At 67.8% G+C, this 22,429-nt stretch carries 18 protein-coding genes; 9 read left to right on the top strand and 9 right to left on the bottom strand.

Annotated features, from left to right (window positions below):
- Positions 1-4 precede the first annotated feature (4 nt).
- Both AB0J62_RS13400 and AB0J62_RS13395 read right to left on the bottom strand, forming a co-directional pair.
- Positions 5-1,453, bottom strand: a complete 1,449-nt coding sequence (locus tag AB0J62_RS13400) for an MFS transporter (protein WP_363868753.1) — start codon at positions 1,451-1,453, stop codon at positions 5-7.
- Positions 1,454-1,530: 77 nt separating this feature from the next.
- Positions 1,531-4,308: an AAA family ATPase gene (locus AB0J62_RS13395; protein WP_363868750.1), complete on the bottom strand. Its 2,778-nt coding sequence runs from the start codon at positions 4,306-4,308 to the stop codon at positions 1,531-1,533.
- Positions 4,309-4,430: 122 nt separating this feature from the next.
- Between AB0J62_RS13395 and AB0J62_RS13390 the strand changes: the two genes are divergently transcribed.
- Together AB0J62_RS13390 and AB0J62_RS13385 are read left to right on the top strand one after the other, a co-directional pair.
- Complete coding sequence (locus AB0J62_RS13390) at positions 4,431-5,456, top strand: LLM class flavin-dependent oxidoreductase (RefSeq protein WP_363868747.1); 1,026 nt, start codon at positions 4,431-4,433, stop codon at positions 5,454-5,456.
- Positions 5,453-6,442 carry a TIGR03557 family F420-dependent LLM class oxidoreductase gene (locus AB0J62_RS13385; protein WP_363868744.1) on the top strand — a complete coding sequence of 330 codons (990 nt, stop codon included), beginning with the start codon at positions 5,453-5,455 and terminating at the stop codon, positions 6,440-6,442. Before AB0J62_RS13390 ends, AB0J62_RS13385 begins: the two co-directional genes overlap by 4 nt.
- Positions 6,443-6,642: 200 nt before the next feature.
- Here the strand turns inward: AB0J62_RS13385 and AB0J62_RS13380 are convergent, their stop codons facing one another.
- Both AB0J62_RS13380 and AB0J62_RS13375 read right to left on the bottom strand, forming a co-directional pair.
- The gene (locus AB0J62_RS13380; RefSeq protein WP_363868741.1) at positions 6,643-7,863 is read right to left on the bottom strand and encodes an MFS transporter; all 1,221 of its coding nucleotides are present in this window, start codon (positions 7,861-7,863) and stop codon (positions 6,643-6,645) included.
- A 37-nt stretch (positions 7,864-7,900) separates the two neighbouring features.
- A complete protein-coding gene (locus AB0J62_RS13375; protein WP_363868738.1) occupies positions 7,901-9,073 on the bottom strand; it encodes an FAD-dependent monooxygenase in 1,173 nt (390 codons plus the stop codon).
- A gap of 246 nt (positions 9,074-9,319) precedes the next feature.
- Between AB0J62_RS13375 and AB0J62_RS13370 the strand changes: the two genes are divergently transcribed.
- The 6 genes from AB0J62_RS13370 to AB0J62_RS13345 all read left to right on the top strand — a co-directional run bounded on the left by AB0J62_RS13370 (position 9,320) and on the right by AB0J62_RS13345 (position 13,514).
- The gene (locus AB0J62_RS13370; protein WP_363868735.1) at positions 9,320-10,234 is read left to right on the top strand and encodes an NAD(P)-dependent oxidoreductase; all 915 of its coding nucleotides are present in this window, start codon (positions 9,320-9,322) and stop codon (positions 10,232-10,234) included.
- A 69-nt stretch (positions 10,235-10,303) separates the two neighbouring features.
- Positions 10,304-10,702 (top strand): hypothetical protein, encoded by a 399-nt coding sequence (locus AB0J62_RS13365; protein ID WP_363868732.1) that lies wholly within the window; start codon positions 10,304-10,306, stop codon positions 10,700-10,702.
- 57 nt (positions 10,703-10,759) lie between these two features.
- Positions 10,760-11,422 carry a hypothetical protein gene (locus tag AB0J62_RS13360; RefSeq protein ID WP_363868729.1) on the top strand — a complete coding sequence of 221 codons (663 nt, stop codon included), beginning with the start codon at positions 10,760-10,762 and terminating at the stop codon, positions 11,420-11,422.
- Positions 11,419-12,285 (top strand): SDR family NAD(P)-dependent oxidoreductase, encoded by an 867-nt coding sequence (locus AB0J62_RS13355; protein WP_363868726.1) that lies wholly within the window; start codon positions 11,419-11,421, stop codon positions 12,283-12,285. The genes AB0J62_RS13360 and AB0J62_RS13355 overlap by 4 nt, the downstream gene beginning before the upstream one ends.
- Before the next feature lie 54 nt (positions 12,286-12,339).
- Positions 12,340-12,723 carry a hypothetical protein gene (locus tag AB0J62_RS13350; RefSeq protein ID WP_363868723.1) on the top strand — a complete coding sequence of 128 codons (384 nt, stop codon included), beginning with the start codon at positions 12,340-12,342 and terminating at the stop codon, positions 12,721-12,723.
- Positions 12,720-13,514, top strand: a complete 795-nt coding sequence (locus AB0J62_RS13345) for a TIGR03621 family F420-dependent LLM class oxidoreductase (RefSeq protein ID WP_363868720.1) — start codon at positions 12,720-12,722, stop codon at positions 13,512-13,514. Before AB0J62_RS13350 ends, AB0J62_RS13345 begins: the two co-directional genes overlap by 4 nt.
- A 146-nt stretch (positions 13,515-13,660) precedes the next feature.
- Here the strand turns inward: AB0J62_RS13345 and AB0J62_RS13340 are convergent, their stop codons facing one another.
- Positions 13,661-14,269: a TetR/AcrR family transcriptional regulator gene (locus tag AB0J62_RS13340; RefSeq protein ID WP_363868717.1), complete on the bottom strand. Its 609-nt coding sequence runs from the start codon at positions 14,267-14,269 to the stop codon at positions 13,661-13,663.
- A 167-nt stretch (positions 14,270-14,436) separates the two neighbouring features.
- Here AB0J62_RS13340 and AB0J62_RS13335 point away from each other — a divergent pair, with 167 nt between their 5' ends.
- Entirely contained in the window at positions 14,437-16,818 is a 2,382-nt protein-coding gene (locus AB0J62_RS13335; RefSeq protein WP_363868714.1) for a glycoside hydrolase family 65 protein, read from the top strand.
- On the opposite strand, the gene AB0J62_RS13330 is transcribed toward AB0J62_RS13335, so the two are convergent.
- From AB0J62_RS13330 to AB0J62_RS13315, 4 genes are all read right to left on the bottom strand, one after another.
- On the bottom strand, positions 16,815-17,045 hold the full coding sequence (locus AB0J62_RS13330) for a sigma factor (RefSeq protein ID WP_363868711.1): 231 nt from the start codon (positions 17,043-17,045) through the stop codon (positions 16,815-16,817). The genes AB0J62_RS13335 and AB0J62_RS13330 overlap by 4 nt on opposite strands.
- Positions 17,045-17,644, bottom strand: coding sequence for a class I SAM-dependent methyltransferase (locus tag AB0J62_RS13325; RefSeq protein ID WP_363868708.1), 600 nt, complete (start codon positions 17,642-17,644; stop codon positions 17,045-17,047). The genes AB0J62_RS13330 and AB0J62_RS13325 overlap by 1 nt, the downstream gene beginning before the upstream one ends.
- Positions 17,645-17,690: 46 nt before the next feature.
- The gene (gene rpe / locus AB0J62_RS13320) at positions 17,691-18,353 is read right to left on the bottom strand and encodes a ribulose-phosphate 3-epimerase (protein ID WP_363868705.1); all 663 of its coding nucleotides are present in this window, start codon (positions 18,351-18,353) and stop codon (positions 17,691-17,693) included.
- Positions 18,354-18,601: 248 nt separating this feature from the next.
- Positions 18,602-22,360, bottom strand: coding sequence for a S8 family serine peptidase (locus tag AB0J62_RS13315; protein ID WP_363868701.1), 3,759 nt, complete (start codon positions 22,358-22,360; stop codon positions 18,602-18,604).
- Between the last annotated feature and the right edge of the window lie 69 nt (positions 22,361-22,429).

Below are 22,429 nucleotides of genomic sequence, written 5' to 3'. Positions count from 1 at the left end.
TCCGCTACGCGCTGCGGGTGCCGTGGATGACGGCCGCCGCGACGGCAAGGACCAGCGCGGCGTTGATTGATGCGGTCCAGGCCATCGCGGCGCCGGGGCCGGACGTGGATGCACTGAAGTAGACCGTACCGATAGCGGCCACGCCGGCGGCGCTCGCGAACTGTTGCGTCGTGGTCAGGGCGCCTGCGGCGGCCCCGGCGTGCGATGGCGGTACGTCGAGCAGCGCAGCCCCGACAAGTGAGGGCAGCACCAGCCCGTTGCCGAGGCTGATCAGCGCAGCGATGAGAACGATCGCCGCCACCGACGAGTTGCTGCCACCGCTTCCTACCAGCGCTGCGAGTGCGGTGAGGCCGGCCGCGGCGAGGAGGCATCCCCAGACGACGACGGCACGCCCGTGCCGGGCGACGAGCCGGGGCGCGAGGAGTGCACTCACCGAGAACGTGACGCCGGCCGGTGCGAAGGCGAGGCCGGCCTCGAATGCGTCGAGACCCAGTCCGGCCTGTAGTAACAATGCGAGCGTGAACATGTAGCTGCCGAAGAACAGCATGAAGGCAAGGTTCGACAGGAGCCCGGTCCGGAACGAGCGCGCACGCAGCAGCGCGGGGTCGATCACCGGCTGGCCACCGCGGACGTGCAGGACTCGTTGCCACCACATCGTGAGAGCGAGGACGACCAGCGCGGCGGCCATCGAGCCCCACGTCCACAGCGGCCAGCCGGCCGTCCGACCGACGCTGAGTGGGATCAACAGCAGGGCGAGCCCGAGCGCGAGACCCAGCGCTCCGAGCGGGTCGAGTTTCGCCTGACGCCCGGACCTGTTCGACGGCCGCTTGGGAAGAACGCGCAATGCGGCGATCGCGCCGATCAACCCAACGGGCACATTGACCAGAAAGATCAGTCGCCATCCCAGCCCGGCGACGTCCGCGGTGACCAGGAGTCCGCCGAGCACTTGTCCGGCGATCGATCCGGTCCCGGCAGCCACGCCGTACCAGGCCATTGCCCTCGCCCGGCCTGCTCCCGCGGACTCGGCGGAGATCGTGGCGAGCACCTGCGGCAGCATCATCGCAGCCGCGAGTCCCTGACCGAGTCGTGCGGCAATCAGCTCCGGCGGCGTCAGTGCTAGGCCGCACAGGGCAGAGGCGACGGTGAAGGCGATCACGCCGGTGACGAACAAGCGCCGGTGCCCGAAGAGGTCGCCGAGCCGGCCACCCAGCACCAAGGCCGAGGCGTAGGCGAAGGCGTAGCCGCCGACGACCAACTCCAGCTCGGCTTCGCCCGTGGACAGATCCCGCTGGATCGACGGCGCCGCGACGTTCACGACGAAGAAGTCGAACGCTGCCATGAAGGAGCCGGTGAGCAGTACCACGAGGATGCCTGCTGGAACCGTCTGCTCCGCTGCCGCGGCCGTGCGTGCGGTTGTGCTTGCGACTCGGTCCGGTCGGAGACGTGGCATCATGCCGGCATCCTTGCCTAAAGCAAGCACTGCCGCATCCGTCGATCAACCAGTCCGTCAGCGTGTGGGATCAAGCGCGGTCAGGCGGGGCTGCCGGGTCCCTGGTCGATCGGTAGGTGCGCGAGCTCGACCCGCGATCGGATCGACAGCTTCCGGAAGACTTTCTGCAGGTGGTAGCCGACCGTGCGAGGACTGAGGTAGAGCTGTGCGCCGATCTCGCGGTTGCTCGCACCGTCGCGAGCCAGCCGGACCACCTGCAACTCCTGCGGGGTGAGGTCGGCGAGCGGCGGCGGCTGAGCTGTGCGACCGGCGATCCCGGCGGCGCGGAGTTCGCCGACGGCTCGTTCACTCCACGGCCGGGCACCGAGCTGGTCGAACGTGTCGGCGGCGGCCCGCAACGGAACCCTGGCCTCGGTACGGCGACGTTGCCGCCGGAGCCATTCGCCGTACAGCAGCTGCGTGCGTGCTCGGTCGAACGGTCTGGGTTGTCCCGAACGCGCCGCTTCGTCGTGGAGATCCAGCGCCTGCCGGTACAGGACGCCCGCGGCGATGTCGTCGCTCTCGAGCAGTGCCCGGCAGCGCAGGTCGATCGCACGCGCCGCGGGCCGATTGCTGTCGGTCGCCCAGGCAGTCAACTGGGCACCGCGGTCGCGCACCAGTTCGCAGCGGCCGGCCCGCGCTGCGGCCTCGATCAGATCGGGTGTCCGGAGCATCGCTATCAGCGGGTGCTCCGAGGCGCTGTGGTCGCGGAACGTCCATTGCTCCACCGTCTCACCGGGGCGCCCGAGACCGAGATCGAGCAGGCAGAGGGCCCAGTGACCGATCGCGACCACTGGTGTTACGCGGTGGACTTCGGCGTGGCCCAATGCACTGGCCGCGAGCCGGCGGCAGGGCTCCTCGTTTCCGGCCACGGCGTCGAGCCAGGCGAGCAGGGCCTCGAAGTGACAACACCGGTTCTGTTGGCCGAGCATGGTCGACAGCTCCAGGCCCTCGGTCGCGTTCGCCCGGGCGTACCGGTAGCGGCCGGTCAGCATTTCCACGCTGGCCAAGATCTGCAGTGACAGCACGAGCAGAGCGGGACGGCCGCCCGTCCGGCAGACGCGTACGGCGGTCTCGGCAGCGGCGAGCGCGGCCTCGTCGTCGGCAAGCGAGAGGTCTGCCGCCGCCCGAAGTACCAGCTCCACCGGCGATCGATCGTGGTCGTGACCGGCCTCGTCGCTGAAATCCTCACGGCCGAGCGGCTGGCTTCCAGTCAGCACCCGGTGCCGGTCCGCGAGGTCGAGCACCACCCGGACCGCCGACCGGTGCGGGCTGTCCGGCGGCAGAGTCAACTCGTCGAGCGCGCGGAGCACCTCACGCGACCAGTCCTGGTCGTTGGCGAACCAGGCGTTCTTCACTGCGTCGACCAGCAGCTCGGCCGCGAGCTCTGGGTCGGCCGCGGCGACCTGATCGATATCCGTCATCAGCAGCCGGTGGGTTGTCGCGGGTGAGCCGCGGTCGAACGCCATGTTCGCTCGTAGGTGGCGGTTACGGGCCCGTACCAGGAGGTCGCCGGTCAGCTGGTCGGATCGTTCGACCAGTCGTTCGGCCCGTGCGGGATACCCGGCCGTGTTGGCTGCCTGCGCGGCCGCGGACAGGCGACGCGCGCGTTCGCCGATCGATGTGCTCAACCAGGCAGCCTTCTCGAACGCGGTGGCTGCGGTCGCCGGACCGCCACGTCGCAACGCCTGCCGCCCACAGCGTTCCAGATCGGCTGCGATCACGTCGTCGGGAGCAGTGGCGGCCGCGGCCAGATGCCACGCCCGCCGATCGGCGTCGAGGTCCGGGTCGAGAACCTGCGCGAGGTCGCGGTGGGCATCGATCCGGTCGCCCACCGAGCCCGTGCGGTACGCCGCCGCCCGTAGCAGCGGATGGCGGAAGACGATCCGTCGGCCGGTCACGGACTCCTCGATGCCGATTACTCCAGCTGCCTCGGCGGGCAGTAACGCAGCCGGCTCCAATCCGCGGGCTTCGGCGGCTCGCAGTACCACCGAGAGGTCACCGGTTTCCTCGGCCGCGCTCAGCAGTAGCAGAGCCCTGGTCTCGGACGGCAGAGTTTCCAGTTGCGCTGCATAGATCTGCTGCACGCGCTCCGGCAGCGGTAGTGGACCGATGAGCGGCTCGAGTCCGGCCCGCTGTGCAGCCGACAATGCAGTCGGCAGCTCTCGCAACGCCAGCGGATTCGCCGAGGTCTGCTCGATCAGCTTCTGCACCAGATCGCCGGTCAGATCGGGATGCGCGTTGGCCAGCAACGCGGTCGCGGCGGCTCTGTCGAGGCCCACCAGCCTGATTTCGGGAGCGCCCGGGAAGAGGGTGGTCTCGCCGTCCCGGACGGCGAACAGCATCCCGATCCTCTCGGCCAGCAACCGGCCGGCGATGAATCGCAGCGTGTCGACGGACGGCTCATCGAGCCAGTGGGCGTCGTCGATCAGACACAGTAGTGGACGCTCCTCGGCGGCTTCGGACAGCAGCGTCAGCGCACCGAGTCCCACCAGCATCCGATCAACCTGGCCCGCGGGCGCCGTCCCGAATGCACTGCTCAGCGCAGCAGCCTGTGGTGCAGGGAGGTCATCCGTGCGATTCAGCAACGGGCGGACCAGCTGATGCAGCGCGGCGAAGGGCAGTTCGACCTCGCTCTGTACGCCGTACCCACGGAGCACCTGAACATCCCCGGCTCCGTAGTCGGCAGCGTAGTCGAGCAGAGCGGACTTGCCGGACCCGGCCTCGCCGCGAATCACCAAGAGGCCGGGGTCTGCGTCCATCAGGTTCCCGACCAGGTGCTCGATCCGTAGTCGCTCCGGCTTCCTGCCGTACAACATGGCCCGTAATTCTACCGTGTCCGCCCCGCCGACCGGTCACCTGACGGATGCGCTCCGCAGTCGCCGGTACCTACCGTCGCAGGATGGTCCAGCGGTCCGTCGATTGTTGAAAGGGGCAACTGATGAAGTTCGGAGTCGAGGCTCCCACCTGCCTGGCCGGAATGATGTACCCGACGCCCTTCGCGACTGCCCAGGACGTCATCCGGGTGGCGGTCGAGGCCGAGCAACTGGGCTACTACGACGTCGGGGGGAACGATCACCTGAGCACGATGCAGTTCATCCGCGATGCGTGGACCGAGCCGCCGAACTTCTTCGAGCCGCTGATCGCGTTGTCCAACATCGCAGCGCGTACGTCGGTGATCCGGCTGACGACGGGCATCATGGTGCTGCCGATGCGGGATCCTGTGCTGTTGGCCAAGCAGGTCGCGAGTCTCGACCAGCTGAGCGACGGGCGGGTCATCCTCGGTGTGGCGGTCGGTGGATACCGCGACGAGTTCGAAGGCGTGGCGCCCGACCTGGCCGAGGCGTCGAGAGCACAGTTGGCGGCCGAGGGCATCGAGGCGCTCCGCGTGCTGTGGGAAGACCGGTACTCCAGCTACCGGGGCAAGTACCGGCATTTCGAGAACGTCGAGTCGTACCCGAAGCCGGTGCAGTCGCCGCTGCCGATCTATTCCGGCGGCAATGTCGAGGGGTCCTTCCGGCGGGCGGGGGAGTTGTGTGACGGGTGGCTGCCGGCCAAGCTCGGGCCGGACAAGATCCGGTCCGGCCGGGCGAAGGTCGAGGCCTACGCGAAGGCAGCCGGCCGTGATCCGTCGAAGATCGCCACCGCTCTGCAATCGGTGGTGTGCCTCGGCGACACCAAGGAGCAGGTGCGCGATCGGTTCGAGCGATCCGCGTTCGACCTGTTCCGCAGGTCGTTGCAGACAACGATGACCAAGGGCGTCGACCTGGACGCGTACTTCGACGCGAACCTGATCGGTACGCCGGACGAGGTGTGCGCGAAGGTCCAAGCGTACGAGCAGGCAGGTCTCGACCACTTCTGCGCCAGCCTGTTCGTCGGCAACACCGTGGACGAGCTGATCGAGCAGATGCGGCTCTTCGCTCGCCATGTGATGCCGGCCTTCCCCAGCACCGAGGCCGCCGCATGACCGGCGTCCAGGTCGGCATGGCGGCTGCTCTGGAGCAGTTCTCGCCGCGGGAGTCGATCCGGCTGGCCGCGTTGGCCGAGGAGCACGGGTTCTCCGGGCAGATGGCCGCCGATCACTTTCAGTGCTGGGTCCCGCAACAAGGCGAGGCGTCGTTCGTTTGGAGTGTGCTGGCTTCGCTCGCCGAGAACACGTCCGGCGATCTCGGGCCGGGCGTCACGTGTCCGTCCTTCCGGATGCATCCGGCCCTGGTGGCACAGGCGGCGGCAACGCTCGAAGCCACCTATCCCGGGCGCACCTGGCTCGGCATCGGCTCGGGCGAGGCGCTCAACGAGTCGGTCTTCGGCGGGTACTGGCCGGAGGCGCCGGAACGGGTGCGGCGGATGTTCGAGGCACTCGAGGTCATCCGCAAGCTCTTCAGCGGCAAGGACGTCAAGCACGCCGGCGAGTTCTTCAAGCTGCACACGACCCGGTTGTGGACGTTTCCCGACGTACCGCCGCCGGTGTACGTCGCGTCGGCCGGTCCTTACACCTCGCGCAAGTGCGGCGAGCTGGCCGATGGTCTGATCACTCCCGCGGCATCGCTGGAGAAGCTGGCGGGCATCCTCGAGCAGTTCGGCAAGGGAGCCCGGAAGGCCGGCAAGGACCCTGACGAGATGCCGAAGCTGCTGCAGGTGCATCTGTCGTGGGCGGAGACCGACGAGGAGGCGTGGTTGAACGCCATCGACCAATGGCCGAACGGAGGCATGAAGTTCCCGAAGGCAGACGTCCGATCGCCGTACGACTTCGCTCAGATGGCGCGGCTCGTCAGACCGGAGGACTTCGAGGGGCGGATGGTGGTTTCCTCCGATCCGGATCTGCACCGCGCGTCGCTGCAGCGGTACGTCGACGCGGGCTTCAACCGCATCTACCTGCACAACGTGGGCCGTAACCAGGACCAGTGGTTGGAGGTCTTCGGACGCGAGGTTCTCCCCAAGCTGGAGGCTTGAGATGTTCCTGGTGTTGCTGCAGTACCAGAGCGTGGAGCAGGTCGATCACCTGCTCACCGACCACTACGAGAATCCGGACGGCCCCTTCGCGCAGGGATTGGTGCGAATCGCGGGCCGCCTGAAGCCACGGACCGGAGGGCTGATGATCCTGGACGGCGACCCGACGTCGGTCCAGCTGGCAGTCGCTTCCGACCCGTTGCTCAGGAGTGGTGCGGCCACCGCGACCCTGACGGAGTTCCAGCCCACCTGGCCACGGCGAGGGCAGCTCCGGAGATAAGGCAGGTGGCGGCGGCACCGAGGACGACTGGCCGGTACCCGACGGTGCCGATGAGGGCGGCCGCACCCAACGGCGCTGACGCGCGGCCGATGGTCGTCGGGGTCGCAAGAATGCCGGAGATAGTGGCGTATCCCTTGTCACCGTAACGGTCCAGCAGGATCGCCGGAGTGGCGACCGAGGCAACTCCGAAGCCGACGCCGAACAGGATCAGGCTGGTTGCGGCACCGGCGACGGTCCGGCCGATGAAGGGGAGCAGGCCGACCGCGACGCCCTGCAGGGTCATGACGGCAGCGGTGATGAGTGTGATGGGGAGCCATCTCTTGGCGATGGTGGTGAGGACACGTCCGGTGACCGACAGTACGCCGAGAAGCCCGGTGAGGCCCGCGGCGACAGTGGGCGGATGACCGAGCCGAGTCAGATAGCTGACCAGGTGTACGGCGATCACAGCCAAAGCCGCGTTGTGCAGCACGAACGCCGTCGTGATCAACCAGAAGCCAGGGTCCCGCAGTACACGAGCTGGTGATTGGGTGCCCTGAATACGAGCAGCGGGCGCTGCCGGGCTGGTTCCGCGAAGTACGACGCCGTGCAGCGGGAGGGTGATCGCGACCACGACGGCCAGGGCGATCAGTGAGCGGCGCCATCCGACAGCGTGGATGAGCTGACCGGTGAGCGGGACGAAGATCGAGTTCGCGAACCCGGCCACCAAGGTGATGCTGAGCAGCGCGTTGCTGCGCCTCGCTGGAGGAGTGATCGCGACGACAACGGCGAAGGCCGGCTGATAGAGAACCATGGCCGACGCGACACCGATGAGCACGAAGACGGCGTACAGCTGCGCGGCCGACTGTACCTGCGACCAGGCGACCACGGCCGCGATCGCCAACGCCGAACCGGCAGTCATGACACCGCGACCGCCGTGCCGGTCCAGCCTGCGCCCGACCGGGACAGCCATGACCGCGCTCACCAGCACGGAGACACTGAGCGCGCCGGTCGCGGTCGTCGTGCTGATCCGCAGATCGTGACCCATCGGTTCGAGCAGCGCGCTGAAGGCGTAGTACAGAACGCCGTAGCCGATGGTGGTGCTGATCGCCAACCCGGCGACCACCAGCCCGATCCGCGGCCGCTCACCCAAACGCAAAGGTCTCACCTCTCGAGGTACCGCCGTACGACGGCCTCGGGGGCAGTCATGTCCTGCTCCTTCCGTAGCCCGGCAACGGTGGGGGAGTCCAGGCCCAGAGACGGGCGGCCTTGCGTTGGAGGAGGGCCGAGGACGCCAGCGACGTGACCGCGGTGCTGAGCCCGTAGACGACACGCGAGGCGGCGAGGCTGACCTTGGGATCTGTGCGGGCCATGTGAGCGATCTTCTGACTCCGTGGACGACGGGCGGCGTCGTACCGGATCAATCCTTGCGGGACCTCGGCATCGGATCCCAGTTCAGCGGCGAGGACAACAGCATCCTCGACCGCCTGGCACGCGCCTTGGGCCAGGAACGGCGTCATGGCATGGGCGGCGTCTCCCAGCAGAGCCACCCTCCTGTGCACGTACGTCGGAAGCGGGTCGAGGTCGAAGATTTCGTGCCGCAGTACTTTGCCGGGCGGTGTCGCATCGAGCAGGGCGGGGATCGGGTCGTGCCAGTCGCGCACGCGTCGCCGTACCTCCGCCAGATCGGCGTCGTAGCGCCGACCGGGCCGATGTTCCCGGCTGGTGTGGAACCAGAAGACCCGGTTGCCTGGCAGAGGATGCGCACCGAACCGTTCCCCGCGGCCCCAGGTCTGGAAGCCCGCCACCGTCGGTGCGGCGCCGGCCGTCGTGACGCCCCGCCAGCAGACGACCTGCTGGAACACGGGCTCGGACGCCGGCCACAGCAGCCGGCGGATCGTGCTGTGGATGCCGTCGGCACCGACCACCAGATCCGCGGTCTCGCGCATCGTGCCGCTGGAAGTCTTGTAGCTGATCACCACATTGTTGTCGCCTTCACCGACGTCGACGACCTCGGCGCCCAGCTGGAGGCAGGACTCGGGCAGGTTGTGCACGAGCACCTGCTGCAGCTCCGCTCGATGGTTGGCCCAGAGTGGGGTGTCCCGACCGGGCTCGAACCGCAGCAGGTATCGGCCGGACGGCGTTCGCAGATTTCCGCCTGCCTGGCTCGGCACCGAGCACGTGCGGACCTGCTCGCCCACACCCAGCGTGTCGAAGGCGCGCATCGCGTTCGGAGCCTGTGACCAACCGGCACCGAGTTCCCGCAGGGCAGGTGAACGCTCCAGGATGCGTACGTCCCAGCCGGCCCGGCCTAGCCCGATCGCCGCGGCCAGTCCACCGATCCCGCCGCCGACGACGACGGCTGTGCGTTCAGGCATGGTCGACCTGCTCGGGCACGGCGTGACGCGGTGTCGACATGGATGCTCCTCCCTACGCTGCGACCTTAAGAGATCGCCCGAGCCGGTGCATCCGTCACATGACCGGGGAAGTCGCCAACTGGTCGGGTGACGGATTCGGGGAGGCAGGACATCTGCCTAGCGTCAGCCATGTCTCATCGTCCGGTTCGGTCCGGGCGCGGGCGAAAGCTCGCGGGCTGGTCGGCACTGCGTCTCGGAGGTACGTTCATGAAAGTTCTGGTCGCCGGCGCCACCGGCGCGATCGGCACCCGGATCACCCGGCGACTCGTTGCCGGTGGCCACAAAGTCCTGGGTCTCACCCGGCATCCCGGCAAAGCCTCGGCGCTCGCGGAGCTGGGTGCGCAGCCCGTTGTCGCGGACGCTCTCGACCGCGAAGCGCTCCTGCGTGCCGTCGACGGGCTGGCAGCCGACGCGGTCATCCACGAGTTGACGGCGCTCAGCTCGGCGCCCACGCGGCACTCCGGGATGGTGACCACCGACCGGCTACGCACAGAAGGAACCACCCATCTGCTCGACGCGGCCCAGACCCTCGGTGCCACCGTGTTCGTCACCCAGTCGATCATCCTCGGGTACGGTTACCGCGACCACGGAGACAAGCTGCTCACCGAGGACGATCCGTTCGGTCGTCCGGCCGGCAACGCCGGAGACGCGCATCTGGCGGCGATGGTCTCCGCGGAGCAGCAGGCTTTCACGGCGCCGATCGGCATCGCCTTGCGTTACGGCATGTTCTACGGCGGCGACGCCGACCAGATGCGCCCTGTGCTGGCGAAGCGCAAGCTGCCGGTCGCGAACGGCGGCGTACTCGGTTGGATTCATCACGACGACGCGGCCGCGGCAACTGTGGCGGCGCTTGAGCACGGCGACGCCGGCAACGCCTACAACATCGTCGATGACCTCCCCGCCACCTGGGAGGAGCTGTTCACAACTATGGCCCGGCAGTTCGGTGCCCCACCGCCCCGCAAGGTGCCGCGGTGGGTGATGCGGCTGGCCGCGCCGTACGTCGCCTCCTTCGCCACCGACACGACGATGCGAGTGTCGAACGCCAAGGCCAAGAATCTGCTCGGCTGGACACCCGCGTACCCGACCTACCGCGACGGCATCAAGGCCCTCCGATCGGTCTGACGCCCGGCCAGATGTCACACCGGCCGCGCGCCGCGTGTCCCGAGGTCATCGCCCGACGAGAGGAGAAATATGGAGCGCCGGCAGCCGGTGGTTACCGGATCCGTGGTCGTGGGGGCCTTGACGTTTCTGGTGCCGGGAGTGTGGTCGTTCTTCTGGCCGGAGAGTTTCCACCGGCACATCGCGACCTTTGACCCGTTCAACCTGCATCTCTTCCACGATCTCGGCGCGTTCCAGCTGGGCATCGGGGTTGCGTTGCTCGGTGCCCTCTGGTCGAGTGACGCCTTGGTAGTGGCACTGCTCGGCGGTTCCACGGGGGCGAGCGTCCACTTCGTGTCCCACCTGATGGATCGTGACCTCGGCGGCCGATCCAGTGATCCGCTGACGCTCGGCATCCTGGCCGCGATCCTCCTCGCCGCTCTAGGGCTGCGCCTGCGAGCTGTCAGAAACCGCGCGGCTGTCCGACCCTGATCGGGTGGGCCCATGTGCGCGGTTGCCGCGGCGGCATCCACGAGAAAGGCAAGTCCGATGGTTGAACTTCCCAGTAGTCCGCTTGCTCTCATCGACCCGGACTTCGAGGAGATGGCCCTGCAGACCGGCGACCTGACTTTCGGGCTGCCGGGCACGACGCCCAGGGAGAAGCTGCTGCAGGTCACCGCGCACGACATCTGCCGGGCCAGCTTCGGGCTGCCGTTCAAGATGCACGTGATGGGAATGCACATGCACGGCGTGCCGTACGTCGACATGCTGGCGTTGATCCGGTTCGTGGCGGTGTACTCGGGCTACCCGTCTGCAGCTGGCGCGCTCGGTGCGATCGCGCCGATCGCCGATGAACTGGGGATCGAGAGGACCACCGCCCGGAGCAGGCAGGTAGACGATCAGTCAGGCGTGACGGTACCGGCGCGCGACTCGTGGCTGGCCGGGTTCGTCGACTCCCGGCTGAAGCGTGCTTGGTCGGAAGCCCGGCTGAGTCTGCGCGAGCGGGCTTTTGTCGCGCTGACCGCCCATGTCAGTCAGCACTCGCTCGGCGCGTCGTTCCGGCGTCACGTGCAGCTGGCGGTCGAGATCGCCGGCGTGGACGACGTCCGCGATGCGATTCGCTTCACGGCGGAGATGGGCATCACAGAGGCGGTCGCCGCACTGGCCGAACTGGACCACCTGCTGAATGCCCCGGAAGGAATGCAGTCGTGAAAAGCTGTGTCGTCACCGGGGCCTCGTCGGGCATCGGGCGGGCCACAGCAGTACTACTTGCCGAGAACGGTCACCGTGTCTTCGCGACCGTACGCAAGGAATCCGATGCGCACGCACTGGCCCGGACTCCCGGGATCACCCCGGTCTTCATGGATGTCGGTGACGCGGAGCAGGTCGCCGAAGCCGTCGCCAAGATCCGCAGCGAAGTCGGAGAGGCCGGGTTGGACGGTCTGGTCAACAACGCCGGCAGTGGAACGGCTCTGCCGCTCGAGTTGATGGCGCCGGCCCAGCTCCGTCATCAGCTGGAGGTGAACACCATCGGCCAGCTCGCAGTCACCCAGGCTCTGCTCCCGGCCCTCCGCCAGGCGCGCGGCCGGGTCGTGATGATCGGGTCCATCGGAGTTCGGGCGGTGCCGCCGTTCACCGGTCCGATCGTGGTTCCCAAGGCCGCTCTCACCGCGCTCACCCATATTCTGCGGCAGGAGCTGGCGCCGTGGGGGATTCGCACCATCCTGGTCGACCCCGCCAGCATCCGTACCGACGCCGGGGAGAAGCTTGCAGCGGCCGCGCAGGCCACGGTCGAGAACTTCTCCGCCGCGGACCGCGCCCTTTACGGCGCCGCCTACAAGACGATGACGAGCAGGTTCCTCGCCCTGGACGTCGCTGGAAGCCCGCCGTCAGCGGTTGCGACGGTGATCCTGCACGCCCTGACGGACCAGAGACCCCGGGCGCATTACACGGTCGGTCGCAACCGCCGCCGCTTGAGCATGATTCCCCGGCTCCCGATCAGGCTCGCGGACGCACTCCGCCGGCGCGTGTTCGGCATACCGGGCCCTGGCTCGGCCATCGGAGTGCCCAGGTGAGCGCCACGCTCGGCGTGGGTTTCGAGGCCTTCGTCGGCCAGCTGAGGATATCTGTTGCCTCAGGCAACGCTCTACTACTCGGAAAATGAGGACAAGGTGTACGCCTACATACGACGCTACCGAGTTGGCAAGGGTGCCATCGAAGACCTGATAACCAGAGTCGAGTCCCAGTTCGCCGCTCAGATCTCGGCCCGCATCCCGGGTCAGGTTTCCGCTGAGTCGTCATCGCCGGTCGGGGTGCCCGACGGCATCGTCGACTTCCGGGCCGTCGACACCGGAGACCGGACGGTCGCCACCATCACCACCTTCTCGACACAAGAGCAGTATGCCGCCGCCCAGCAGGGCGCGGAGGAGATCCGGCGGAGTCTGGCGGACTTCGAGGTCGAAGTGATCGACGCGTACGGTGGCCCGGTCAGGATCGCGAGGGTGGCGCGATGAGCATCCGGTTCGGTGTCGCTCTGCACGTCCCGGCGACCAGGCGGCGCTGGGTGGACAAGTGCAGGAGGGCCGAAGCGCTCGGCTACGACACTATTTCCGTCGGGGACCATCTCGGCATGCCGGCTCCGTTCCCGGCGCTCGTACTGGCCGCGGAAGCCACCGAGCGGGTCCGTCTCGGGACCTACATGCTCAACGCGAACTTCTACCGCCCCGCGCTGGCGGCGCGTGACATCGCCAGCACCGACCTGTTCACCGACGGCCGGCTGGAGCTGGGACTCGGAGCCGGTCACGCCCGGGCCGAGTTCGAAGCGGCTGGTATTGCCTACGCCAGCGGGGCCGAGCGAGTCGAAGCCCTGGAACAGATGGTCTCGGAGCTACGCCGGTTGTTCGGCACGCACGGGCAGGTGAATCCGGTGCAACACCCCGGCCCGCCATTGATGATCGGAGGGCGAGGCAACCGATTGCTGAGCCTCGCTGCCCGGGAAGCCGACATCATCAGCTTCAACGGTGCCAGCACCTCCAGGCATCAGCTCAGCGGTCTGCCGACCTTTGCCAGTGCTGACGCCGTTGCGGAACGGGTCCAGTTCGCTCGTATCGCCCTCGGGGATCGCCGTGACGTGGTGGAGTTCAACAACGTCGTTCCTGCGATCGTTGTCACGGACAACTATCGGGCAGGGCTGGAGAAGCTGGCGCACTTCGCGCCTGAGCTGAGTCCGGAGGATTTGGCTGCGGTGCCCGGCCTCCTCGTCGGCACCGCAGTTCAGATTGCGGACAAGCTGAGACAGAATTAGGAGCGCTTCGGTTTCGGGTACGTCACCGTCCTCGAGGAGGGGATGGAGGCCATGGCTCCGGTCATCGATGTGCTTCGCTAGCGGCAGTCCCCGTCGTACTGCACCAGGACGCTGTTGATCTCGGTCATCGTCTGGTTCGGCGGCAATCAGGTGTGATCGGCGAGCGAGATCGCGAGCACGGCGCGCAGCCCACGCTGCAGGGTCTGGGCCGACACGTTCGCCAGCATGAGCCGTTGCAAGAAGAATCCGGGTAGCAGAGCTGTCATCGTGGCCGCTACGGCCTCCGCAGAGACGCTGGGCGGCAGTCGCCGCTCGTGGCGGTACCCGCGGATCAGCCGGGTGAAAGCGTCGGCGATCGACGAAAGCTGGGCCTGCACCCGGATTGCGAGCTCGGGTGAGCGCGCGGCTTCGCCCCAGACCTGCAGAGCCAGGCGGGCGATGTCCGTCTTGTCGTCGTGGTCCTGCAGTACGGCGAAGACCTCGCCGATCACCTGGTCCAGCGGAGGCAGCGGCGTTCGGCGCATCATCGAGTCGATGGTGTCCGCGACGACCGAGAGGTTCTCCTGGGCGATGGTGATGACCAGATCCTCCTTCTTCGGGAAATAGCGGTAGACCGTGCCCGCCGACACCCCGGCTTCGCGGATCACCTCGCGCATGGAGGTGGCGTGGAAACCCTTCCGGATGAAGCAGACGCGTGCTGCGGCGAGAACTTCGCGTCGTCGCTGTTCGAGATACTCCTCGGACACTCGTGGCATTTCCCGAAAATATCCGCCGGACGTTCATTTTGGTTAGCGTCGCAGCCAAGACCAGTCATCCGACGGATACGAGCTGCCGTACGCACTGGTCACCCGACGGATGCGTGAGAGCGCCTTCCTGCTTAGCGTTTCCGTGGTGAACAGGTGCCCGGGAAAGGTGAACGACGATGATTGACCGGAGCTACTATCCGATCGATCCGTGGCGGCTCCGCGAGACGGGATTGCCCTTGGGTGCGCTCGCCCAGTCGGAGTCGCTGTTCGCTTTGTCCAACGGTCATATCGGGCTGCGCGGCAATCTGGACGAGGGTGAGCCGTACGGAATTCCGGGTACCTACTTGAATTCCTTCTACGAACGCAGGCCATTGCCGTATGCCGAGGGGGGATACGGCTATCCGGAGTCGGGCCAGACTCTCGTCGATGTTACCAACGGCAAGCTGATCCGGTTGCTGGTCGACGACTGGCCGTTCGACATCCGCTATGGCGAGCTGCACGGACACGAACGCTCGTTGGACTTCCGCTCCGGCATCCTTCAGCGCGACGTCGACTGGACCTCTCCGGGTGGCAAGCGGATCCGGGTCCGGTCCCGCCGACTGGTTTCACTGACTCAGCGAGCCGTGGCCGCCGTCGAGTACGTGGTCGAGCCCGTGGACGGTCCCGCACGCTTCGTCGTACAGTCCGAGCTGGTCGCGAATGAGGCCCAGCCTCGGCTGTCGGCTGACCCGCGGGTCGCCGCCGTACTCGATCGGCCGTTGGAGGCGGTGTCGTGCGACAGCGACGACAACGGCGTGGTACTGGTCCATCGAACCAGGTCGAGCGGGCTGCTGATGGCTGCCGGAATGACCCACCAGTTCGACATACCTGGCCGGGCGGACATCGATGTCGACGTCCGGGAGGACTGGGCCCGGACCACGGTGATCAGTGAGCTCCAGCCGGGGCAGTCGCTGCGCCTGGTGAAACTGCTGGCGTACGGCTGGTCCAGCCTTCGGTCCGAGACCGCCATCGCGGATCAGGTCGGCGGTGCTCTCGCCGGTGCGCAGTTCTCCGGATGGGAAGGGCTGGTCGATCAGCAGCGGGACTATCTTGACGACTTCTGGGACACGGCCGACGTTGAGGTCCATGGGCACGCCGAACTGCAGCAGGCTGTCCGGTTCGCACTCTTTCACGTCCTGCAATCGGGGGCTCGGGCGGAAGGTCGGGCGATCCCGTCCAAGGGGCTGACCGGAAACGGCTACGACGGTCACACCTTCTGGGACACCGAGGGATTCGTGCTGCCGGTGCTGACCTTGACGATGCCCGACGCCGCGGCCGACGCACTGCGGTGGCGGCACTCGACGCTGGAGCTGGCCAAGGAACGGGCCCAGGTCCTCGGACTGCGCGGCGCGGCTTTTCCGTGGCGGACGATTCGTGGTCAGGAGTGCTCGGGGTACTGGCCGGCCGGTACTGCGGCATTCCATGTCAACGCCGACATCGCGGAGGCCGTGAACCGCTACTACGTCGCAACCGGGGACGATCGGTTCCTCGAGGACGTCGGACTCGAGTTGCTGGTCGAGACGGCTCGCCTCTGGAAGTCGTTGGGCCACCATGACCGGACCGGCCGGTGGCACCTGCCCGGTATGACCGGACCTGACGAGTACAGCGCAGTTGCCGATGACAACGTCTTTACCAATCTGATGGCGGCCAGGAACCTGCGGGTCGCGGCCGAGATGGCCGCACGTCATCCCGCCAAGGCACGCGCTCTCGGCGTCGATCCGGAGGAAGAGGCGGCCTGGCGTGACGCAGCCGCCGCGGTCTACATTCCGTACGACGACGAGCTCGGCGTGCACCCGCAAGCAGCGGGTTTCACCGCGTATGCCGAATGGGACTTCGAAGGGTCCCGGGACAAGTACCCGCTCTTGCTGCATGCGCCGTACTTCGATCTGTACCGCAAACAGGTCGTGAAGCAAGCCGATCTGCTTCTCGCGATGTACTGGTGCACGGACGAGTTCAGTGCGGAGCAGAAGGCCCGGAACTTCGACTACTACGAACGACTGACGGTGCGCGATTCGTCTTTGTCTGCGAGCGTGCAGGCTGTGGTGGCGGCCGAGGTGAGACAGTTGGACCTGGCCTATGACTACGCCTACGAAGCAGCTCTGATCGATCTGCTCGACCTGCATGACAACACTGCCAGTGGGCTGCACATGGCGTCCTTGGGCGGTGCTTGGACGGCGTTGGTGGCCGGCTTCGGTGGTCTGCGCGAGCGCGGAGGGATGCTGTGTTTCGATCCCGCTCTGCCGGATGGCTTGGCGGGACTGACCTTCTCCGTTCGCTGGCGCGGAGTGCGGTTGCGGGTCGAAGTACGTCAGTCGGACGTCACCTATGCCGTTCACGACGGTCAGGACGCAAGCCTGACCTTGATGCACGCCGGAGAGCAGGTAGAGGTAACGGCCGGCGAACCGGTCACGCGCCCACTGAAGGACCGCAAACCGTGGCTGCCCCGACCGACCCAGCCGCCCGGCCGAGAGCCGGCCTCCGCCCGCGCGACCGCTTCGCCGTACGACAGCACCCTCTAGTCGCACGGCGCGCCGCAGGCCAACGTGTCGTGGGCATCGTCGGGCAATGCTTCGAGTCGGATGCGGTGTACGGAGGTGAGGCGATCGCGAAACAGGTTCGTCGTGATACGGCACAGCCATCCATCGAAGTTGCCGGGTTTGTACGTATGCAGATAGCGGAAGGCCCGGAGGAACACGTCTTGCGCTCGGTAGATGTCCTCCCATGCGCTGACTTGTTCGATCGCCATCAGCTGTGTGGGTGGTCTTTGCGCGCGATCAGGCGGTGGATCGTCTTACCCGAACTGCTGCTGACTACCTCTTCCTCCAGCAGCAACTCCGCCGGGTTCAGGGCGGCACTGACGACATCCGGCTCGACCACGGCGTACAGGCGGCCGGCATCGTCGCGCTGATCCGAACCTTCAGTCACTCGCCAGGTGAGGTACAGCGTTCCACCGGGCTGCAGGATCTCCACCAGACGTCGCACCGAGTTCGCGACGGCCGACGGCTCGAGATGCATGATCACGGTTTCGCAGAGCACGTTGGTGAAGGTGCCGTCGGCAACATCTTTCAGTTCAGGTAGCGCTGCCGACCTGAAGACGACGTCCGGATGCCTGCGTTTCGCCTCAGCGAGCAATCCCTTCGACGGCTCGAAACCAACAGTGGGGAAGCCGTTCGCGGTCAGCCAGGCGGCGTCCCGCCCACTCCCGCAGCCGACGTCGGCGGTCGGACCAGGCGTGAAGTAGCGCCGTACCAGAGCCTGCAAATCGGTACCAGCAGGCTGACTGTCCCAGTCGTCAGCAAAGGCCGCAGCGGCAGTGTCATAGGCCTGCAGGGTCTCGGCATCCATTGCTTCTCCTCCGAAATTTCCTCTTAACTGCGAGGGGTGGCCACGCTCAGGCTCTGGCTCGTTCGGCCAGGGATCTGAGGTTGTCGACCACCAGGCTCGGGTCATCCGCGTTGAAGACTGCGGAGCCGGCGACGAACACGTCCGCTCCTGCCTCGGCGCACCGCTCGATGGTGTACGCCGAGACGCCGCCGTCGATCTCGATCCACACGTCGAGGCCGTGCTTGTCCAGTAGTTCGCGGGTACGGCGGATCTTGGGCACGCACGCGTCGAGCAACTGCTGGCCGCCGAAGCCAGGCTCGATGGTCATGATCAGGATCATGTCGAACTCCGAGAGCATGTCCTCGTACGGCTCGATCGGTGTGGCCGGCCTGAGCGCCATCGCGGCACGGGCACCCTTGGCGCGGATCTCGCGCGCTGTAAGGATCGGCGCGCGGCAGGCCTCGATATGGAAGGTGATGCTGCTCGCGCCGGCGTCGGCGTACCCGGGGGCCCAGCGATCGGGATGTTCGATCATCAGGTGGCAGTCGAGCGGTTTGTCGGTCGCCTTCGCGAGGGCCTCGACCACCGGCATGCCGAGGGTGAGATTCGGTACGAAGTGGTTGTCCATCACGTCGACGTGCAGCCAATCGGCGTTCGGCACCGCCGCGGCCTCGTCAGCGAGCCGCGCGAAGTCGGCGGCCAGAATGCTTGGCGCGATCTGTAGTGCCATCGAACGGCCCTCTCGGTTTCTCCTCGCCCGCTGCGTGGCAGTCCATGATCGAGCAGGGGGCTAGCCTGCCATCGATGATCGGCAACCAGCCGACGTGCCGCATCTGTCGACTGACTGGGCATGATTCGTTCAATCGCGACCCGGTGTGCGGTGACGGATCACGAGCCATGGGCTGGACCTATGTCTGGCGTCCTCGCGGCCGTTTGAGGACGTGCGGGCGACCGGCGGTGGCCGGTCGCCCGCTGGCGTTATCTAAGCCCGAAGGCCCGGATGATCGTCTGGGTGATGCCGCCGCCGTTGCGTTGCTTGGCGGTGACCCGAACCGATACCTGCCCGGCCCGCGGCGGCGCCTGCAGCCGGGTCTCCCAGCTGCCCTTGCTCTCCTTCAGCTGGAGTCGTTGCCAGGTCGCCCCATCGTCGTACGACACCTCCAGTCCGACCGAGGCCACCGCGTCCTGCCGGCCACTGCTGCCCAGCACCACCGGCTTGACGGCGAAGACCGAGTTCCGCTTGGCCCGCCCGGCCGCGTCGACGTCCACGCCGTAGTCGAGCTGGGCCAGCGGCAGGGGCTGGTTCTCTGCCTCCGCGGACGTGAAGGTCCATTCGGTGTGTGTGCTTGTCGAGTACGGCGTCAGCTCGGCGTTCCCGGCGGTGTCGGCCACCAACCGGTACGGCCGCTTCTCCGGAGCCAGGTCGCCCACGCCGAAGTCCGGCCGCGGGCCGTTCCCGACCAGTTTCTCGTCGCCCTGGTACAGCGCGAAGCTGCGCGTCATCATCGAATCGCCGCTGTGCGCGGACCCGCCGTCACCGAACCCGGCGATCATGCCGCCCATCGCGTTGCCGACCCGGTGCGGGAGCTCGAACTCGAGCATCCGCGGCCGCACGATCGGACCGAACCACCGCTGGCTCTGCACGCTGCCCGGCTGGTAGCTGGTGATGTCCGTGAACGTCGCCCAGCCGTTGATCGCGGCGTACTGCTGCCATTTCGCGCCCGCCGACACCCAGTCCGTCCGGTGCCCGACCGCGGGCTTCGCCGGGAACCGCGGTACCCGGATCGACCCGAAGACGGCGTACGGGAAGGCAGCCGGAAAGTACTCGTACGCCGGACTGTCCTCGCGGCTCTCCAGGACCTGCTGCCCGTTCGGGGGAGCGAAGTCGTTCTCGATCCTGGCGAGGCTGCCGGGGTCCGTGGCCGCGGACGGGTCGTCCGGGACCTTTCCCTGGTGGTAGTCGACCAGGTCGTACAGGTACGACGGCACCGGGTTGGCCGCGACGGTCAGCTCGGTCCGTCGGGTGGTGAGCTTCTTGATCATGGCCTCGCCGTCGTCGAGTGTGAGCGACGCCGTCGGGATCGAGCCGAGGGTCTGACCGTCGGCTCCGCCGTACCAGTCGTTGTAGCGGCCGATGCCGTCGTTGACCACGAGCAGCATGGCCGCGCCGGCAGCGTGCGCTGCTGCGGCCCGATCCGCGGGCGGTACGTCGATGCTGTTGCGGACGACGACAGCCTTGCCGCGCGCGTCCAGACCGGCGTACTCCGCGGGCGTGCCGGTGCCGGCGAAGACGGCCGTGAGGTGCGTCGTGCCGGCGCGGAACGCCGGGGAGCCGGGCTGAACGAGCAAGGAGTCGTCGAGGCTGCGGCCGTCGTAGCTGATTGTCAGCGGCGTCTGCTCGGCCCGGAACCGCGTGGTCAGCACGAAGCTGCCGGTGCGCACCTTGTTCTTCGTCGGCAGCGCCCAGAAGCTGTCGTAGTCCGGCGGCGGCATGAAGATCTCGTGCAGCGCCGCCCTGTCGTCGGGGGTCGGTTGGGCCGAGGTGAAGGACCGGAACAGGTCGAACCTGCTCGTGGTGACCGTCGTCGGCTTGGGCGTGTCGACCTTGATCGGACGGCTCTGCGACGCGTCCAGGACGACGTCCCGGTCCGCGGTGAGGTCGACCTCGGGCGCGGTCAGGAAGGCCAGGCCGAGCGAGTGCGGGCCGTTGCTGCCGGGCACGTCCAGGGTCGAGACGATCGTGTACGAGCCGGGCGCCCAGCGGCTGGTGAGCTTGCCGTCCGTTGCCCACAGCATGGTGGATTTCCCGTCCGCGCTGGTGACCTCGACCTCGCCGCTGACCGGCTTGCCGGTCTGGTCCTTCAGGTGGACGGTGAGGTTGTACTTCTTGGGCTCGACGGCCAGCCCGACGGCCGTGTGCACGGTGCCGGTCGAAGAACTCGCGATGACCTGGGCGGCGTACTGGCCGGGAGCCAGTCCGTTCGGGTCCGCCGTGAAGCCGACCGCGGCTGTGCCGTTGGCGGGCACTGTCACCTGGGTCGCGGCGAGACGGAAGATCCCGGCGTGGTCGGTGGACAGCTGCAGCGTGAGCGGCTTGTCCGTGGTGTTGCGGTAGCTGATCTGCCGCTCGACCGGTGTCCGGGTCGGCTTCGGCGACCACGGGACGAGCCCGGCGTCAACCGATCCGCTGGCGATCACCTGGCCGTGCAGTGAGGCCGCCGCGACGTCGACGCGTCCGGTCCCCGCCTGGTACGGCGTGTACGCGGGCGTCAGCTTGCTGGTGCTCATCAGCGCGTCCTTGAGCTGCTGCCCGGTCCAGTCCGGGTGCTGCGCGGCGAGCAGGACGGCCGCGCCGGCGACGTGCGGAGCCGCCATCGACGTACCGCTGTCGGTCCGGTAGTAGCCCTCGCCGCCGTCGTTCGTGTACTGCGACCGCGCGGCCAGGACGTCGACGCCGGGTGCCGTCAGATCGGGCTTGAGGCCGTCGTCCATCAGCCGCGGCCCGACGCTGGAGAAGTCGGCCAGCTGGTCCGAACCGTCCACCGCGCCAACGGTCAGGGCGGCGTCCGCGGTACCCGGTGAGCTGACGCTGTACGGGCTGCTCCCCGAGTTGCCCGCGGCGATCACGAACAGCGCACCGGTCTCGGCGCTCAGCTCGTTCACGGCCTGACTCAGCGGATCGTCCTGGGTGTGCCAGGCCGCCGTACCCAGGCTCATGTTGATCACCTTGGCGTGCTCGGTCCGCGTCGCCCACTCCATCCCGGCGATGATGCCGGAGATCGGGCCGGAGCCGCTGTCGCCGAGCACCTTGCCCACGATGAGATCGGCGTCCGGTGCGACGCCGCGTTCCTTGCCGTCCGAGGCCGCGCCGGTACCGGCGACGGTCGACGCGGTGTGCGTGCCATGACCGTTGCGGTCAACGACGTCCTCGCCGGCCACGAAGCTCTTGGTCGCCACGATCCGCGGTGCGAGGTCCGGATGCCCCAGGTCGACGCCGGAGTCCAGGACCGCGACCCGCACGCCCTTGCCGGTCTCGCCCGCTGCCCACGCCTCGGGCGCGCCGATCTGTGCGGTGGTGTCCGCGAGCATCGTCCGTGCCTTGCTGTCGAGCCAGACCTTGCCGATCCCCGCCGCGAACGAGGGCGCCGCGGGACTGCTCGCCTTCGCCCGCAGACCGCTCTGCCCGGTCAGCGCCGACCAGAGCGCGGGCGCTTCCGCCTTCTCGGCCTTGACGGCCGCGCCGTCGACCGACGGCAGGTCGAGCGTGGTGGTCGTGCCCGGCAGCGCCGAGCGGCGCGCGGACTTGGCGGCGACGCCGGGCGAGCTGGTGACGACCAGCGGGAGATCCTTGCTCCGGGCGTTGTCGTACCCCTGGGCCACTAGCTCGCTGACGTTGAACAGTTGCTTGTCGAGCTGCCCGGTCGCCAGGTACGGCATCGCGACGCCGGGGTAGACGAACGTGTCGCCGTTCTCGACGCTGACCCGTACCGGTCCGGTCGACCGCGGAGCGCGCTCGACGGCCTGCACCGACACGGCTCGGCCGGGACCAGGCGCGACCGTGACCTTGTCGCCGGTGATGAGCGTGAGCTCGAGAGGTGTCCCCCCAGCCGCGGCCGTGCCGCCGGCGGTGGGGAGTGGTGGGGGAGGTTCGGCGCCGGCCGTCGTCGGAGTGGCAAGACCGACGACCAGGAGAAACGCGGCGCCAGGCATGAGCAGCCGACGGGCGGAAGAACGCATGGTGTCCTCTCAGTGGTCTGGAGTGACCGAATCTGATCAGCGCCGGGGGACCGATGTAAACGAGTTGCC

The sequence above is a fragment of the Kribbella sp. NPDC049584 genome (assembly GCF_040675555.1).
GTDB lineage: Bacteria > Actinomycetota > Actinomycetes > Propionibacteriales > Kribbellaceae > Kribbella.
The sequence above is the reverse complement of the archived record's forward strand: the minus strand, read 5'-3'. Positions and strand labels throughout refer to the sequence as shown.

What these genes read in the sequence shown, in the direction of transcription:
- rpe (WP_363868705.1), bottom strand. Translation starts at nt 18,353, where the DNA reads ATGGCACTACAGATCGCGCCAAGCATTCTGGCCGCCGACTTCGCGCGG.
- AB0J62_RS13365 (WP_363868732.1), top strand. Translation starts at nt 10,304, where the DNA reads ATGGAGCGCCGGCAGCCGGTGGTTACCGGATCCGTGGTCGTGGGGGCC.
- AB0J62_RS13315 (WP_363868701.1), bottom strand. Translation starts at nt 22,360, where the DNA reads ATGCGTTCTTCCGCCCGTCGGCTGCTCATGCCTGGCGCCGCGTTTCTC.
- AB0J62_RS13360 (WP_363868729.1), top strand. Translation starts at nt 10,760, where the DNA reads ATGGTTGAACTTCCCAGTAGTCCGCTTGCTCTCATCGACCCGGACTTC.
- AB0J62_RS13345 (WP_363868720.1), top strand. Translation starts at nt 12,720, where the DNA reads ATGAGCATCCGGTTCGGTGTCGCTCTGCACGTCCCGGCGACCAGGCGG.
- AB0J62_RS13335 (WP_363868714.1), top strand. Translation starts at nt 14,437, where the DNA reads ATGATTGACCGGAGCTACTATCCGATCGATCCGTGGCGGCTCCGCGAG.
- AB0J62_RS13330 (WP_363868711.1), bottom strand. Translation starts at nt 17,045, where the DNA reads ATGGCGATCGAACAAGTCAGCGCATGGGAGGACATCTACCGAGCGCAA.
- AB0J62_RS13375 (WP_363868738.1), bottom strand. Translation starts at nt 9,073, where the DNA reads ATGCCTGAACGCACAGCCGTCGTCGTCGGCGGCGGGATCGGTGGACTG.
- AB0J62_RS13325 (WP_363868708.1), bottom strand. Translation starts at nt 17,644, where the DNA reads ATGGATGCCGAGACCCTGCAGGCCTATGACACTGCCGCTGCGGCCTTT.
- AB0J62_RS13400 (WP_363868753.1), bottom strand. Translation starts at nt 1,453, where the DNA reads ATGATGCCACGTCTCCGACCGGACCGAGTCGCAAGCACAACCGCACGC.
- AB0J62_RS13370 (WP_363868735.1), top strand. Translation starts at nt 9,320, where the DNA reads ATGAAAGTTCTGGTCGCCGGCGCCACCGGCGCGATCGGCACCCGGATC.
- AB0J62_RS13340 (WP_363868717.1), bottom strand. Translation starts at nt 14,269, where the DNA reads ATGCCACGAGTGTCCGAGGAGTATCTCGAACAGCGACGACGCGAAGTT.
- AB0J62_RS13395 (WP_363868750.1), bottom strand. Translation starts at nt 4,308, where the DNA reads ATGTTGTACGGCAGGAAGCCGGAGCGACTACGGATCGAGCACCTGGTC.
- AB0J62_RS13385 (WP_363868744.1), top strand. Translation starts at nt 5,453, where the DNA reads ATGACCGGCGTCCAGGTCGGCATGGCGGCTGCTCTGGAGCAGTTCTCG.
- AB0J62_RS13390 (WP_363868747.1), top strand. Translation starts at nt 4,431, where the DNA reads ATGAAGTTCGGAGTCGAGGCTCCCACCTGCCTGGCCGGAATGATGTAC.